Annotated in this window: 14 protein-coding genes; 8 read left to right on the top strand and 6 right to left on the bottom strand. The window is 60.7% G+C overall.

The window, feature by feature from the left end:
• Positions 1 to 207: 207 nt before the first annotated feature.
• From FIV39_RS17155 to FIV39_RS17140, 4 genes are all read left to right on the top strand, one after another.
• Positions 208 to 2,640: a TonB-dependent siderophore receptor gene (locus tag FIV39_RS17155; protein WP_090401766.1), complete on the top strand. Its 2,433-nt coding sequence runs from the start codon at positions 208 to 210 to the stop codon at positions 2,638 to 2,640.
• Positions 2,641 to 2,790: 150 nt separating this feature from the next.
• Positions 2,791 to 3,894 carry a PepSY-associated TM helix domain-containing protein gene (locus FIV39_RS17150; protein WP_090401765.1) on the top strand — a complete coding sequence of 368 codons (1,104 nt, stop codon included), beginning with the start codon at positions 2,791 to 2,793 and terminating at the stop codon, positions 3,892 to 3,894.
• Entirely contained in the window at positions 3,891 to 4,073 is a 183-nt protein-coding gene (locus FIV39_RS17145) for a hypothetical protein (RefSeq protein WP_090401764.1), read from the top strand. The genes FIV39_RS17150 and FIV39_RS17145 overlap by 4 nt, the downstream gene beginning before the upstream one ends.
• 174 nt (positions 4,074 to 4,247) lie before the next feature.
• Positions 4,248 to 4,877, top strand: a complete 630-nt coding sequence (locus FIV39_RS17140; protein ID WP_090401763.1) for a glutathione S-transferase — start codon at positions 4,248 to 4,250, stop codon at positions 4,875 to 4,877.
• A 186-nt stretch (positions 4,878 to 5,063) separates the two neighbouring features.
• Here the strand turns inward: FIV39_RS17140 and creD are convergent, their stop codons facing one another.
• From creD to rloA2, 4 genes are read right to left on the bottom strand one after another with little or no spacing between them, the layout of a single operon-like run.
• Positions 5,064 to 6,437 (bottom strand): cell envelope integrity protein CreD, encoded by a 1,374-nt coding sequence (gene creD / locus FIV39_RS17135; protein WP_090401762.1) that lies wholly within the window; start codon positions 6,435 to 6,437, stop codon positions 5,064 to 5,066.
• 51 nt (positions 6,438 to 6,488) lie between these two features.
• Positions 6,489 to 7,928, bottom strand: a complete 1,440-nt coding sequence (gene creC, locus FIV39_RS17130) for a two-component system sensor histidine kinase CreC (RefSeq protein ID WP_090401761.1) — start codon at positions 7,926 to 7,928, stop codon at positions 6,489 to 6,491.
• On the bottom strand, positions 7,928 to 8,596 hold the full coding sequence (gene creB / locus FIV39_RS17125) for a two-component system response regulator CreB (RefSeq protein WP_090401760.1): 669 nt from the start codon (positions 8,594 to 8,596) through the stop codon (positions 7,928 to 7,930). Before creB ends, creC begins: the two co-directional genes overlap by 1 nt.
• Before the next feature lie 9 nt (positions 8,597 to 8,605).
• Entirely contained in the window at positions 8,606 to 9,106 is a 501-nt protein-coding gene (rloA2, locus tag FIV39_RS17120) for a retropepsin-like aspartic peptidase RloA2 (RefSeq protein ID WP_090401759.1), read from the bottom strand.
• A gap of 172 nt (positions 9,107 to 9,278) precedes the next feature.
• Here rloA2 and FIV39_RS17115 point away from each other — a divergent pair, with 172 nt between their 5' ends.
• Complete coding sequence (locus tag FIV39_RS17115; RefSeq protein WP_090401758.1) at positions 9,279 to 10,166, top strand: acyltransferase; 888 nt, start codon at positions 9,279 to 9,281, stop codon at positions 10,164 to 10,166.
• Here the strand turns inward: FIV39_RS17115 and FIV39_RS17110 are convergent.
• Complete coding sequence (locus tag FIV39_RS17110) at positions 10,163 to 10,735, bottom strand: DUF2780 domain-containing protein (RefSeq protein WP_090401757.1); 573 nt, start codon at positions 10,733 to 10,735, stop codon at positions 10,163 to 10,165. The two genes, FIV39_RS17115 and FIV39_RS17110, sit on opposite strands and share 4 nt — an antisense overlap.
• A gap of 137 nt (positions 10,736 to 10,872) precedes the next feature.
• Between FIV39_RS17110 and FIV39_RS17105 the strand changes: the two genes are divergently transcribed.
• From FIV39_RS17105 to FIV39_RS17095, 3 genes are all read left to right on the top strand, one after another.
• Positions 10,873 to 11,331, top strand: a complete 459-nt coding sequence (locus FIV39_RS17105) for an anti-sigma factor (RefSeq protein WP_090401756.1) — start codon at positions 10,873 to 10,875, stop codon at positions 11,329 to 11,331.
• 404 nt (positions 11,332 to 11,735) lie between these two features.
• Positions 11,736 to 11,996 (top strand): hypothetical protein, encoded by a 261-nt coding sequence (locus FIV39_RS17100; RefSeq protein ID WP_244176259.1) that lies wholly within the window; start codon positions 11,736 to 11,738, stop codon positions 11,994 to 11,996.
• Between the two features lie 118 nt (positions 11,997 to 12,114).
• Positions 12,115 to 13,089, top strand: coding sequence for a hypothetical protein (locus FIV39_RS17095; RefSeq protein ID WP_090401754.1), 975 nt, complete (start codon positions 12,115 to 12,117; stop codon positions 13,087 to 13,089).
• Between the two features lie 404 nt (positions 13,090 to 13,493).
• Here FIV39_RS17095 and fdhA read toward each other — a convergent pair whose 3' ends face one another.
• Positions 13,494 to 14,693, bottom strand: a complete 1,200-nt coding sequence (fdhA, locus tag FIV39_RS17085; RefSeq protein WP_090401752.1) for a formaldehyde dehydrogenase, glutathione-independent — start codon at positions 14,691 to 14,693, stop codon at positions 13,494 to 13,496.
• Positions 14,694 to 14,710 lie beyond the last annotated feature (17 nt).

Genomic DNA, 14,710 nt, shown 5'->3' with positions numbered 1-14,710 from the left:
TCTGGGCGATCGCTATCAGGGGCAAGTCGAATCGTCGCACCGCCCCTCCCACAGGTTGATTTGCGAATACCTTCAAATGTGGGAGGGGGCTTGCTCCCGATGAGGCCCTCAAACCCACCGCAAAATATTTTGATCCTGCCCTATCACTTTTCAATTCTCGTTCGGCACATAGGCAATTGCGAATTACTTCCATTCAGGAGCCGCCCCATGTCCCGCACGCTAGACACCTTGTTGCGCCCCAGCCTGTTAGCCGTGGCCATTGCCCTCAGCGCCCCACTGGCCAGCACAGCGCTGATTGCCGCCGAACAAGCTTCCAGCGTGCGCGCCTACAACCTGCCGGCCGCGCCCCTCGCGAGCACCCTGAACCAGATCGCCAGCCAGGCCGGCCTCGCGCTCACCCTCAACCCGGCACTGGCCTCGGGCAAGACCTCGGCCCCGGTCCAGGGCCAGTTCGACGCACCGGGCGCACTGCGTGAAGCCTTGCGGGGCACCGGGTTGCAACTGGAGCAAAGCAGCGCGGGGACGTACACGTTGGTGGCGGTTCCGGAGGGTGTGATGGCGCTGCCGGTGACCAACATCACGGGGCAGGATGGCAACCAGGAAAGTGCCTGGGGCCCGGTACAAGGCTACCTGGCCACACGCACCGCCGCCGGCACCAAGACCGACACCGCCCTGGTCGAGGCCCCGCGTTCGATCTCCGTGGCCACCCGCGAGCAAATGCAGGATCGCAACGTGCAGAACCTGGATGACGCGGTGAAGTACATGCCCGGCATCGTCTCCGCCAGCTATGGCAGCGACACCCGCTACGACTGGATGCGCGTGCGCGGCTTCGAGCCCACCCAGTTCCTCGACGGCCTGCCACTGCCGCGCGGCGTGTACGCCAACCCCAAAGCCGAAACCTGGAACCTCGACCGTCTCGCCCTGCTGCGTGGCCCGGCCTCGTCGGTGTACGGCCAGACCCCACCGGGCGGCCTGCTGGACATGGTCAGCCGACGCCCCAGTGCAGAATCGAGCAACGCCATCCAGGTGCAATACGGCAGTGACAACTACCGCCAGATCAACTTCGCAAGCACCGGCAAAATCGATGATGAAGGCCAATTCCTCTATGGCCTCAGCGGCGTGGTACGCGATGCCGGCACCCAGGTCGATCACATCGACAACAAGCGCTACAACATTGCGCCGAGCCTGACCTGGAACATCGATACCGACACCAAGCTGACCCTGCTCTCGCAGTTCACCCGTGACGATACCGGGACCACCAGCCAGTTCATGCCGATCCAGGGCACCAAGATCAAATCTCCGCTGGGCGAGGTCTCCCACCACAAGAACCTGGGCGACCCGGACTACGAGTTCTACGACCGCACCTACTACGCGCTGGGCTATGCCTTCGAGCATCGTTTCAACGACACCTGGCAGTTCAAGCAAAACCTGCGCTATACCAAGTCGGATCTGTCGTTCCAGCAACTGACCGTGGGTTCCTACGCTTTTTCTCCGGCGGATGCCGCAGGCAATATCAGCCGCTCGACCACCAACGTCGACGAGGACATCGGTCAGTTCGCGGTGGACAACAACTTCCAGGCTGACTTCGCCACTGGCGATGTCGTCCACACCCTGCTGCTCGGCCTGGACCACCAGCGCACCGATACCTCCTATCGAGCGATATTCGGGCTTGCGTCGGGAACTAATATTTTCAACCCGATCAACACTCAGCCGACCCTGCGCCCGACCGATGTCCGACCTTTTTACGACTACAACCAGAAAACCGTGCAGACCGGTCTATACGTGCAGGACCAGATGGCCCTGGACAAGTGGCGCCTGACCTTGGGCGGGCGTGAAGATTGGGTGCACCAGGGCACCACCTACTTCAACGACAGCGATGCGACCAACACTGACCGCATCAAGCACTTCAGTGGCAACGCGGCGCTGAGCTATGTATTCGACTCGGGCTTCGTACCCTACTTGTCCTACGCCGAGTCGTTCCAACCGGCGAGCAACGCCGATACAAACGCGCTCAAGACGTTTAAACCCACCGAAGGCAAGCAGTGGGAAATGGGGGTCAAGTATCAGCCGCCCGGCTCCAATACGTTGCTGAGTGCAGCGGTCTACGACCTGACCCAGAAGAATGTGCAGGTGACCACCCTCGGCGCCGGGGGCCAGCAAATCAACAGCCAGACCGGCGAAGTGAAGGTCAAAGGCCTGGAGCTGGAAGCCGTGTCCGACGTGACCGAGAACCTCAAGGTCATCGCCGCCTACACCTTGGCAAAATCCGAAGTGCAGAAAGGCATCTACAAAGGCAACCGCCTGACATTAATGCCCAACCAGCAAGCCTCGCTATGGACCGACTACACCTGGCACACCGGTGTGCTTGACGGTTTCGGCATCGGCTTTGGCGCCCGTTACACCGGCAACACCTACGGCGACCAAGCCAACACCTGGCTGGGCAAGGCCAATGCCTACACCGTGTTTGACGGTGCGGTGCACTACGACCTGGGCCGCCTGGACAACAGCCTCAAGGGCGCGTCGGTCAAGTTGAATGCGACCAACCTGTTCAACAAGGACTACTTGTCTACTTGTGATGGCAACTACTGCTACTTCGGCGACCAGCGCAGCGTCGTCGCCAGCGCCACCTACCAGTGGTAATCGACCGCTTTTGAAGCATGCGTCTCTACACAACTTCGATAGGCTAATGCGTAGCAGCTGTCGAGCCTTGGCGAGGCTGCGTTTGCGGTGTGTCAGGCATAACGCAAACGCAGCCTCGCTTGCGCTCGTCAGCTGCTACAAGGCTAGAAAATGAAAAGCAAAACCATCCGCCGCTGGTCCTTCATCCACACCTGGACCAGCCTGATCTGCACGGTGTTCCTGCTGCTGCTCGCCCTCACCGGCCTGCCGCTGGTGTTTCACCATGAGATCGACCACCTGCTGGGCAACGAGCCTGAACTGGCGCGGATGCCCGCCGATACGCCACAGCTCAACCTTGAGCAGTTGGTGACCAAGGCCCAGGCCCATCGCCCAGGCGAGGCCATGCAATACCTGGCGTGGGATGAAGACGACAAGAACGGCGTGATCGCGATCATGGCCGCCACAGCGGGCACCGAGCCCAATTCATCCCACACTTTCATGCTCGACGCACGCACCGGTGATGCGGTCGAGATGCCGTCGGCGAATGGCGGGTTTACCCTGTTCCTGCTGCGCCTGCACGTGGATATGTTCGCCGGCCTGCCGGGCAAGTTGCTGCTGGCATTCATGGGCATTCTGTTTGTGCTCGCGATTGTCTCGGGCACGGTGCTGTACCTGCCGTTCATGCGCCGCTTGAAGTTCGCCACCGTGCGCCAGGACAAATCCACGCGCCTGCGCTGGCTCGACCTGCATAACCTGATCGGCGTGATCACCCTGACGTGGGCGCTGGTGGTGGGTGTGACCGGCGTGATCAGCGCCTGTGCCGACTTGATCATCGCCGCCTGGCGCACCGACAGCCTCAGCGCAATGATCGAACCCTACAAAAACGCCCCGCCTCTGGCCCAACGCGCACCGGCCAGCGAGCTGCTGAACATCGCCGCCAAGGCAGCACCCGGCATGCAGCCGGACTTCATCGCCTTCCCCGGCACGCGCTTTTCCAGCGAGCACCATTACGCGGTGTTCATGAAGGGCAGCACGCACCTGACCTCGCACTTGCTCACGCCGGTCCTGATCGACGCCAGCACCCTGGCCGTCACCGCCATCGCCGAACGGCCGTGGTACATGGACGCCATGGGCATGTCACAGCCGCTGCACTTTGGTGACTACGGCGGCATGCCGATGAAGATCCTCTGGGCGGCGCTGGATGTGCTGACCATCATCGTGCTGGTGAGCGGGATTTACTTATGGATCGTCCGGCGCAGGGCGGGCAAGGCATGAAGCCAAGGCAGTCGAGTTTCTGGAAGGTATTTGGCATTCCGCTGGGGATTGGCCTGCTCAGCGCCGCCGGGTTGTTTGCGGCGTTGCTGGGGGATGGGCTGTGGGATTCGTTGAGTTGGCTGGGGTTGGGCATACCGGCTGCCATTGGTATTTGGGCGTTGTTCAAGCGACGTGGCTGAGGGCGCTATCGGGGGCAAGCCCCCTCCCACAGTTGACCGCGTGGTTATGACGAACGCGGGACACATGTGGGAGGGGGCTTGCCCCCGATGAGGCCCTCAAAAACACCCGCACTCCCCCTCGCCAGCCACCGCGCAACCCTCTAGGCTAGCCACAGTCAATTTTGAGGTTTGCCCATGTCCACTCCCAGCATGACCTTGTTCCACAACCCCGCTTCACCGTTCGTTCGTAAGGTTCGCGTGCTGCTGGCCGAGACCGGCCAGCAGGATCGCGTCGCCCTGCACGGCTGCATGCCGACACCGGTCAACCCCGATGTGCAGTTGGTGCAAGACAATCCCGTGGGCAAGATCCCGGCCCTGCGCCTGGCCGACGGTACCGTGCTGCACGACAGCCGGGTGATCCTCGATTACTTCGATCACCAGCACGTCGGCAATCCCCTGATCCCTCGCGATGGCTCGGCCCGCTGGCGGCGCCTGACCCTGGCTTCGATGGCCGACGGCATCATGGATGCCGCTGTGCTGGTGCGTTACGAGACCGCCCTGCGTCCGGCGGAAAAACACTGGGCGCCGTGGCTCGATGAGCAGCGCAACAAGATCCGCCGCACCCTCGCCGAGCTGGAACAGGACGCCATCGCCGAGCTGACCAGCCACTTCGACATCGCTTCGATCAGCGTGGCCTGCGCCCTCGGCTACCTCGACTTTCGTCATCCGGACATGCAATGGCGCCTGGATAACCCCAAGCTTGCCGCCTGGTACGCCGAGGTCAGCCAGCGGCCTTCGATGCTGGAGACCCAGCCGCCCGCCTGACACTCACACCGACCCAATGGGGGAGCGGGCTTGCCCGCGATTGCGGTACGTCATTCAGTACATCTGTTTCTGAACCACCGCTATCGCGGGCAAGCCCACTCCCACATTGGACGGTGGCGGTAGTGAGGAATGTGGCGATCCTTGCGGCTAACTGCGCCCCTACTTGCTGATCCTCGCGCAACCCGATCATTGCACCGCCTCCAGGTCGAACTGCAGCGGCTCGGCTGCCTTGCGCTTGCCCACGCCATACCAATCCAGTTTGCGCGTCAGCACCATCACCGTACCCAGCAGCCCGAACAGCAGCAGCGAGCCCATCAGCAGTGCGTAATCCTCGGCACTCAACAGCCCGTACAGCAAGCCATACAGCGCCGCCAACCCCGCCGAAAACCCCAGGCCATGGGTAACGCTGCGCAGCACGTGGCACACGTAGAACCCGATCAACAGCACGCAGGCACTCGCCGAAATCAGGTAGGCCAAGGCAAAGCCCACGTGCTCGGACAACGACAACAGCAGCAGGTAGAAAAACGCCAACGCAACGCCCACCAATGCGTATTGAATCGGGTGCACCGCCAGGCTCTTGAGCACTTCGAAAAGGAAGAAACCGGCAAAGGTCAGGGCAATGAACAGCAGCGCGTATTTGATCGCCCGGTCGCTCTTGAGGTACTGGTCCACCGGGTCGATGAAGTTCACGCCGAAGCTGCGGTTGTTGAAGTCGTTGCAGCCCTGGCCGTCCAGGCAGGTTTGCAGGGCTTGTTCGAGGTTGGTGGAAAAGAATGAGGTCTGCCAGTTGGCCGTGAAACCGTTGTCAGTCACTTCGCGCCGGGCCGGCAGGAAGTTGCCGATAAAGCTGGGGTGCGGCCAGTTGGAGGCCAGGGTCACCTGACTGGTCTTGCCCACCGGCACCACTTGCAGTTGCTCGGTACCTTGCAGGCGCAGGTCGAAGGCGAAGTCCACTACCGCCGGTTTTTTGCTGTCCTGCTCCGGCAATGCCACATGCACGCCCTCCCCCAGCCAGTCCACTTGGGAGCCCGGTTCGAACTCCAGGCGCTGGCTGCCCAGCTCCAGCTTCAGCGCATTTTCGATGCCGCGAATATCACTGATACCCACCGCCAGAAACGCCGGCTCAAAGCGGTAGTCGGCAAAGTCTTCGGTGACGCCCAACTGCGCAGGCAGCTCGAAACGCCCACTGATACGGTTGTCGGCATGAAACAGCCGAGCCTGGTAAATCCCCCGTGCGCGCAGTTCGGTCTGCACCTTGCCATCCAGCTCAAAACGGTCCGGCAGGAAATACAAACGCCCCCGCTCTTCACGGGTGACCTCGTAGCGCTTGTTGAGCTTTTCATTGAGCTTCCACTCGCGCACGGTCTTGCGATACGGCACCACCATCACCGGGCCGGTGAGGCGCTGGGCATAGCTGGAGCTGCGCGCGATGTCCATCAGGACGCCGTCGCGCAGTTGCTGGCGGTCACTGATGATGCCGTTGATCATCAGCAACGGAATCAGCAACAGCAGGATCAGCAGCGCAATCGCGCCAAGTTTGAAAAGCAGGCTGCGGTTCATGGGTCTCTCCCGGTTTTGATGGGGAGAGTCTGGGCAGCCTGTGTGGGGGATTTATGTGGGCAATGTGGAGACTGTGTGGAGATGCAGCACCACGTGCACGCCGCCAGGCACATTGCCGATCTGCAGGGTGCCGCCGTGCAGCTTCATGACTTCCTCGACAAAATTGAGGCCCAGGCCGGTACTTTTGCGCCCGCTGCCCGGGCGCGGCAAGGAGTAGAAGCGCTCGCTGAGACGCGGCAGGGCGTAGTCGGGGATCGGCGCGGCCTGATTGAACAGGCTCACCTGCACGTCGTTGTGCAGCGTCTGTGCGCTGAATCTCAACACGCCACCGGGCGGTGTGAAGTCCAGCGCGTTGTCCAGCAAGTTGCCCAGGGCCTGGCGCAGCAGGAAGGGTTCGCCAAACACCTTCACATCAGCGGCAATCGTCTGCTCGACGTGCAGCCCAGCGCCTTCGATTCGCGCACATTGGGCGTTGAGTACAGCGTCGACCAAAGCCGCCAGCGGGATACTCGCCTGCTCTTCCAACCCCTGGCGCTGCTCTACCTGCGCCAGATTCAGCAGGCGTTCGATCAACTGCTGCAGGCGTGCGCTTTCACTGTCGATATTGCCGACGAAACGCTGCTGCTGTTCGCGGCTCATATCGCCCTGCAACAGCTCGGCCGCGCCGCGAATCGCCGCCAGCGGGCTTTTCAATTCATGGGTCAGGGTGTGTACGTAGTGTTCGACGTAAGCCTTGCCCTCCAACTGCGTGCGCATGTGCTCGACGGCGGTGGATAACTGCTTCAGCTCGCCGCCACGATAATGCGGCAGCTCAGCCCTTCGGCCTTCACTGACGGCTTCGGCGTAAGCGGTCAGGCGACGCAGTGCAACGCTCAGCCACCACGACAACAACGCGCCAAGCAACAGGCCGAGGATGACCAGGCCCGCGCCGTACCACAGCAGGCGGCGTTCAGTGCGGTCGACATACGGCTGCAGCGAGCTGTTCGGTTTAGCCACGGTGACCACGCCGATGATCCGCCCGTTATCGCGGATCGGCGCGCCGACGTGCATCACCGATGAGGTGGGATCATCCGCTGCACTGCGAGTGGAACGCGCGCCGTACTCGCCGCGCAGGGTCAGGTAGACGTCGTTCCATTTGGAGTAGTCCTGGCCCACGGCTTCGCCCGTGGAGTCGAGCAGCACGGTGCCTTTGGCGTCAGTGACGTAGATACGGTGGTTGACCTGGTTTTTCGGCAGGCCCCAGATGGTCGCGCCCGGCTGGCGGCTGCCGTAGGCCTTGAGCAGCGCCGGCCAGTGACTCTGCCCGAGAGTGCCGTTCTTCACGTCTTCGCGCAGGATCTCGGCCAGCAGGTTAGCGGTGTCCACCAGGGTTTCTTCGGTGGACTGGCGCACGCCGGGGCGGATTTCCTTCATCACCGTGCTGAGCACGAAATAACCGGTAAGGCCGATAAACAGCGCATACACCAGGAAAATCCGCAGCCCCAGGCGCATCAGCTGTTGCTCGGGCTGTAGCTGTAGCCGAGGCCGCGATGGGTCTGGATCGGCTCGGCATCGGCGGCCACGCTGCGTAGTTTGCTGCGCAGGCTCTTGATGTGGCTGTCGATATTGCGCTCGTAACCGGCGTCGGCCGCCACGCCTAACGCGTCCAGCAACTGCTCGCGACTGAACACTCGCTCGGGTTGCTCCAGCAGGCTTTGCAGCAGGCGGAATTCATGCCGGGTCAGGCTCAGGGGTTGGCCGCGATAGCTGATTTGCATGCGTTCCAGATCAACCTGGAACAGCGCCGGCGCCACACCGGGGCCGACGCGCTTGAGGATCGCCCGCACCCGCGCCGCCACTTCCCGTGGGCTGAACGGCTTGACCACGTAATCGTCGGCGCCGATCTCCAGCCCCACTACGCGGTCGATCTCGCCATCCCGCGCACTGAGGAACATCACCGGCACTTCACTGAAACGGCGCAATTGCTTGCAGGTTTCAAAACCGCTGATGTCCGGCAGGCCGATGTCGAGGATGATCAGGTCGGCGGGGGTCTGGCGCTGATGGGCCAACGCCTCCTGGCCGAGGCTCAGCCAGGTGGTGGTAAAGCCCTCGCCTTGCAGGGCGAATATCAGCGTGTCGGCTATCGCCGCTTCGTCTTCGACAATCAGGATGTGGGGCATGGGTTCAAATCAGCAGTCCGGTTTGTCGGCAGTGTAACGACGGGCCGGGTTTACTGCTGCGCCAAATTCACGCAAGGCCTTGGCGCCGATCAGCAACGGGTAATTGAAGCTGCTGCGGTCGGTGAGGTTGACCTCGACGGTACGCTTGACGTTGCCCAGGCACATTTCCAGGTCGATCACCGGGCGCTTGGTCACAGAGGCTTCGTCTTTTTCGTCGTCTTCGTCGGCGCGGCTCTTGATCTTGCTGATGCGCGACACCTCGTGTTCGTAGACTTTGTTGGAAGCGCCCTTACCGCCGAGGCGGAAGCGCACCCAGTCCTCACCATCACGCGTAAAGGTCTCGATATCACGGGCCGACAGCGAGGCCGTGAGCGCGCCGGTGTCCATCTTGGCCTTGAAGGTTTCGCCGATCTCCGGCAACTGGATGTATTCGTAGCGACCGTAAAGGGTCGGTTCGGCGGCCATGACGGGCAGGGCAACCAGGGCAAGGGAGGCAAGAAGCAGTTTCACGAAGTGAGTTCCTCGGAAAGAAGTAGGCGGATTCTAGACCGCAAAGACAGCACTTAGTTAGTCACCCCACCATAACCGCCACATTGTGAAACATTCGTACGGCCATTTGCGATTTGGCCTCTAGACTCAGCTTGCTTATGATGGCGCGCCCACAAGATTCCAAGAGTTACTTATGCGCCGCCTGCTCACCGGCTGTTTTGTCTCACTGCTGCTGTTGCTCAACACCCTGGTCCTGATCGGACCGCTGCTGGTGTTTGCCCTGCTCAAACTGGTGGCGCCTGGTCGCTATCGGGACTATGCCTCATGGGCGGTGATGTGGATCGCCGAGACCTGGGCCGAGATCGACAAGCTTATTTTCTCCTTGTGCATCCCCACCCAGTGGGACATTCGCGGCGGCGATGAGCTGCGCGGCGACACCAGCTACCTGGTGATCAGCAACCACCAATCGTGGGTGGACATCCCGGCGCTGATCCAGGCCCTCAACCGCCGTACACCGTTCTTCAAATTCTTCCTGAAAAAAGAACTGATCTGGGTGCCCTTCCTGGGCCTGGCCTGGTGGGCATTGGATTACCCGTTCATGAAGCGCTACACCAAGGCGTTCCTGGCCAGGCACCCGGAGCTGGCGGGGCAGGACTTGAAGATCACCAAAGAGGCCTGCGAACTGTTCAAGCGCCAGCCGGTGACGGTGGTCAATTACCTGGAAGGCACGCGGTTCAGCGAGGCCAAGCGCAAGCAGCAGGATTCGCCGTTCACTCGTTTGCTCAAGCCCAAAGCGGGCGGTGTGGCGTTTGTACTGGCGGCGATGGGGGAACAGCTGGACGCCGTGCTCGACGTGACCGTGGTGTATCCGCAGCAAAAGATTCCGGGGTTCTGGGACTTGATCAGCGGCGCGGTGCCCAAGGTGATCATCGACATCCAGACCCGTGAGCTGGACCCGGCGTTGTGGCAGGGGGATTACGAGAATGATCCGGCGTTTCGCCAGACCGTCCAGAACTGGGTCAACCAGCTCTGGACGCAGAAGGACGCACGCATCGAACAACTGCGTGCGGGGCGTATTTAGCTACCGGTGCCCCAGGCCTGGGCCAGTTTACCCAGCAGCGAGCTATTGGCGCCCTGCCCGCCCAGGTATTGCAGGATCACCGGGGCAAACTGGCCGACCATCCCACTGTCCATCCCCAATGCGCTGAACGCGGTGTTGAGGTCGTTGGTGGTCTTCACGTTGCCCAGCAAGCCGTCCAGGCCGCTGGTCTTGCTACCGCCGGTCTGGCCGAGCATCCCGCTCAAGGCCCCGAGGCTGCCCAATGCATTGTTGCCCGACAGTTGGTCGAGGCCCGGCACGCTGTTACCCAGTTGCGAATAGTCGTTGCCGCTCAATTTGTTCTTGGCCAGGCCCAGCATGGCGCCCGTACCGCCTACGGCTTGTTCGGGGGTGATGTTCAGTTGCGAGGTCAGGGCGCTGAGCAGGCCAGCCGTCTCGGACGACGGCGCTGCGGCTGCGGCCTTGTTGTTGCCCCCTTGCATGCCGGAGATGGCATTGGCCGCGTCGCCAAGGCTGAACCCTGCGGCAAACACCGGGGTGGCGACCAGGCTCATCAGGCAGGAAAGGGCGAAACCGCGTGAAATCTTCATTGAAACAACCTCTGGGTGTAGGGGGTGAACGCAGGCGTTTGACTGGGCATCCGGCACATTGTTCCAGGGCGTCCCAGGAACCCAATGGCAGGCTCAGAGTCAATGAAATGACTCCAAAACTTGTCAGGAACAATTCCATGAGCGCGACCCGCCCACCCGTGATTGACCCAAAGCCACCCTTCTGGAGCCGTCCACGCCTGTTTATCGGCGCCTGCATAGCCATTGTCGCCGGCCTCGGCGGCGCGTTTTACACCCAGGACAACGTCAAGTCCGCCGCCACCCTGATCACCACCACCCAACAGCCGGCGGCGCAGATCATGGCGCACAAGGATTACCTGGAAGTGCAACCCATCGCCATCACCGCACCCGCCCCGGACCAGAGCCTGGAACTGTGGGCGATTCCCGAAGGCGGCAAGCCCGTGTCACTTGGACTGATACCGGAGGATGGCGAAGGCATCATTGGCTTGAGCCCAAGGCAGCAGGCGAGCATCAGCCAGCCGGTGGAGTTGATGGTGAGTTCGGAGACCAAGGGCGGCTCGGTGACCCGGCAGCCGACAGGGCCGACGGTCTATCAAGGCGCACTGGCTAGTCGCTGACAGTGCCAAAACCCATGTGGGAGGGGGCTTGCTCCCGATAGCAGTGTGTCAGGCAGCCTATGTGTAACTGACCCACCGTCATCGGGAGCAAGCCCCCTCCCACATTTGATCTTCATCGGCTGGACGCCTTGCTCATGGCGGAGGATGGCGCTTATAGTTCGGCGGTCGTCCACATGGCGACACGGGTTTGGCGACCCGATTGAAATAATGCATGCAAAAAGCACCTGCTCCTTTGCAGGTTTTTTTGTACGCGTAAAGCTGCTCTATGGCGGCTGTGCGCGGGAGACCTTCGGGTCTGCCGGCTTTGCTTTATTTCACCGGTTCGCCAACCTGCGTACAGCTGCCACCCATTCGTTTGGCGACGTGTGAGTGGTAGCCACACTCTCTGAAATGAAGGCTAAAACATGAACCGATACATGCCCCTCACCGGCCACGACAGCACCACACCTTCCCTGCTCATCGACACCCAAGTCCCGCTGGACGTGCTCCACGACGCTGCGCTCTACCGCATCCGCGCCGTCACCCAAGTCATGGAAAACCTCGCTTTTCGCGAAGGCCTGGACACCGACAACATCGTCCTTCAAGACTTCGCCCTGCTCTGCGCCATTCCGTTGCGTGATGGCTGTGATTTGCTGGATGTGATTAGCCGCCGGTTGCAATCGTAGGCACGTGCCTGGACTTAAGTAGTCCATTTCCGAAACGTTAAAACCGCCCCTGCATGCGTCTTACCTCGCTTGTAGCGCCTTCTTATAGTCGTGCGCCACAGCCTTGGAGGTGTAAGCGATGCAGGGAGCCTATGCATTTATCAATGAACGGCCGCAGCCTTATCCGTTGCTCAAACTGAGCCTTTCGCTCAACCCAACTACCCAAACCAAGTTCGACATCCTCAACCAGCACATTCGCAACACTGTCGTGCTGCCTGGTCAGTTAGTCATTATCGGAGACAGCCGAACAGCTGCCTGTACCGCTGAAGAGGCTCGCTTGATGCAATCGGCCGCCAACATCAAACATGCTTTGTTCACACATTCCGCCACGGATCAATTCCTGATCAAAAACTACGATCAGTTACAGGCCATCATGTCCCATGCCTCCCTAGGGATCGGCAGCGTGACCAGTGCCTGGAGCAAGCACCTGACGCAGATTGAAGAGACGCTCAAGGAAATCGATGAGTTGCATAAGCAGTACCTGAGGACTGGTACCGCAAGTGCGAGGAATGAGTTTCTGGCTAAGCGCAGGACATTGTTTGCGAAGCTGGATGGTCAACTTTCAGGGTTGGCGCGGTTGGGGACGGGCTTGAAAAACGAAGGCTCGATTAAAAAAATGCTGGGGATTTCCAGTAAGAGCTATTGGCATCATGGGGAGATTCGGGGGTATGAAGAGACGGTCAAGCGAGTAGCCAGGGCCTCGGAGATGTTGAAAAAAGGCACCTATATCGGGATCGCTCTGGATATTGGAGCGACTGCGCTGGAGATAGCGGAGGCTTGCTCCACCGGGCGTGAGCAAGAATGTACGCAAGCGAAGTATGTTGAAGGAGGTAAATTGGTGTTTGCCGTTGGCGGTGCATACGCAGGAGGAAACATTGGCGCGGCTATCGGGATCGGTGCCTGCATGCTTGTTTTTGGCATACCTACAGCGGGCGCCGGAGCCCTGGCCTGCGCAATCGTAGGAGGCGCTGCTGGAGGGTTTGCCCTAGGCTCCGCCGCAAGCGACGTAGGTAAAGAAGCGGGCACCTTTCTCTACAAAACCTGGGGAGGCTAAATGGATCCGATATTTATCGGTATGTTGTCAGGAGCCATCATGCTACTCACCCTCCCACTCAACTTTTATGTCATGTTCGATAAGCTCGATGCAGCAGAACATTATCTGCAATCCAGCACATACATCGTGGGGACTCGACATACTCTGCGCCGTTTGCCCTTTGAGGGTAGACACGTGCGCCTATATGTCGTGGCCACGGTTATTCTTCTGCCAAAATTATTTCAATGGAGAAACCTGATACTCACGGAGGATGTTGAAAAGATCCCAAGACGCCTCAGATGCTGGATGGTTATACCCTCACTCATTACCCATCTATCAGCCCTGACGATGTTTATCAGTTGGCTGTTAATAAAAGCCTGATCTCCATAAAACAAGGGCGACTCTAAGTCGCCCTTATCTATCACCTACGCCGCACTGAACAACTTATGCGGATCAATCACAAACTTCTTCGGCACGCCCGCATCGAACTCGCCATACCCGCGCGGTGCATCGTCCAGGCTGATCACCTGCACACCGACGATATCGGCAATATTGATACGGTCCCACATGATCGCCTGCATCAGTTGGCGGTTGTACTTCATCACTGGCGTTTGCCCAGTGTGGAAGCTGTGGGACTTGGCCCAGCCCAGGCCGAAGCGAATGCTCAGGCTGCCCATTTTCGCGGCGGCATCCACAGCACCTGGATCTTCGGTGACGTACAGGCCGGGGATACCGATCTTGCCCGCCACACGCACCACGCCCATCAGTGAGTTGAGCACCGTAGCCGGGGCTTCGGCCTTGACGCCGTCGTGACCGTGGCCGCGTGCTTCGAAGCCCACGCAGTCAACGGCGCTGTCCACTTCGGGCTCGCCGAGCAACGCGGCGATTTGTTCGTGCAGGGGGGTGTCGGTGGACAGGTCGGCAATTTCGAAACCCTGGGCCTTGGCGTGAGCCAGACGGATCGGGTTGACGTCGCCGATGATCACCACCGCAGCGCCGAGCAGGCGTGCGGAGGCAGCCGCCGCCAGGCCGACAGGACCGGCACCGGCGATGTAGACGGTGCTGCCAGGGCCAACGCCGGCAGTGACGGCGCCGTGGTAGCCGGTGGGGAGAATGTCGGAGAGGCAGGTCAGGTCACGGATTTTCTCCATGGCCTTGTCACGGTCCGGCAGTTTCAGCAGGTTGAAGTCGGCGTACGGCACCAGCACGTACTCGGCCTGGCCGCCGGTCCAGTCACCCATGTCGACATAGCCGTAGGCGCCGCCGGCACGGGCCGGGTTGACGGTGAGGCACACGCCGGTGTGTTGTTCCTTGCAGGAGCGGCACCGGCCGCAGGCGACGTTGAACGGTACCGAGACCAGATCGCCGATCTTCAGGTTTTCGACGTCGCTGCCCTTCTCGATCACTTCACCGGTGATCTCGTGACCGAGCACCAGGCCGGTCTGGGCGGTAGTGCGGCCGCGCACCATGTGTTGGTCGGAGCCGCAGATGTTGGTGGAGACCACGCGCAGGATGACCCCGTGCTCAATCTTCCTGCCACGGGGGTCCTGCATTTTGGGATAGTCGATTTTCTGTACTTCGACCTTGCCGTTGCCGAGATACACGACACCACGATTACCAGACATGTCAGTCACCTCTATAT

Origin of the sequence: Pseudomonas grimontii, assembly GCF_007858185.1 — a bacterium.
GTDB lineage: Bacteria > Pseudomonadota > Gammaproteobacteria > Pseudomonadales > Pseudomonadaceae > Aquipseudomonas > Aquipseudomonas grimontii.
This window is presented reverse-complemented; position numbering and strand designations above follow the sequence as displayed.

Coding starts and splice junctions, on each gene's coding strand:
- FIV39_RS17155 (WP_090401766.1), top strand. CDS start 208: ATGTCCCGCACGCTAGACACCTTGTTGCGCCCCAGCCTGTTAGCCGTG.
- FIV39_RS17150 (WP_090401765.1), top strand. CDS start 2,791: ATGAAAAGCAAAACCATCCGCCGCTGGTCCTTCATCCACACCTGGACC.
- FIV39_RS17145 (WP_090401764.1), top strand. CDS start 3,891: ATGAAGCCAAGGCAGTCGAGTTTCTGGAAGGTATTTGGCATTCCGCTG.
- FIV39_RS17140 (WP_090401763.1), top strand. CDS start 4,248: ATGTCCACTCCCAGCATGACCTTGTTCCACAACCCCGCTTCACCGTTC.
- creD (WP_090401762.1), bottom strand. CDS start 6,437: ATGAACCGCAGCCTGCTTTTCAAACTTGGCGCGATTGCGCTGCTGATC.
- creC (WP_090401761.1), bottom strand. CDS start 7,928: ATGCGCCTGGGGCTGCGGATTTTCCTGGTGTATGCGCTGTTTATCGGC.
- creB (WP_090401760.1), bottom strand. CDS start 8,596: ATGCCCCACATCCTGATTGTCGAAGACGAAGCGGCGATAGCCGACACG.
- FIV39_RS17115 (WP_090401758.1), top strand. CDS start 9,279: ATGCGCCGCCTGCTCACCGGCTGTTTTGTCTCACTGCTGCTGTTGCTC.
- FIV39_RS17110 (WP_090401757.1), bottom strand. CDS start 10,735: ATGAAGATTTCACGCGGTTTCGCCCTTTCCTGCCTGATGAGCCTGGTC.
- FIV39_RS17105 (WP_090401756.1), top strand. CDS start 10,873: ATGAGCGCGACCCGCCCACCCGTGATTGACCCAAAGCCACCCTTCTGG.
- FIV39_RS17100 (WP_244176259.1), top strand. CDS start 11,736: ATGAACCGATACATGCCCCTCACCGGCCACGACAGCACCACACCTTCC.
- FIV39_RS17095 (WP_090401754.1), top strand. CDS start 12,115: ATGCAGGGAGCCTATGCATTTATCAATGAACGGCCGCAGCCTTATCCG.
- fdhA (WP_090401752.1), bottom strand. CDS start 14,693: ATGTCTGGTAATCGTGGTGTCGTGTATCTCGGCAACGGCAAGGTCGAA.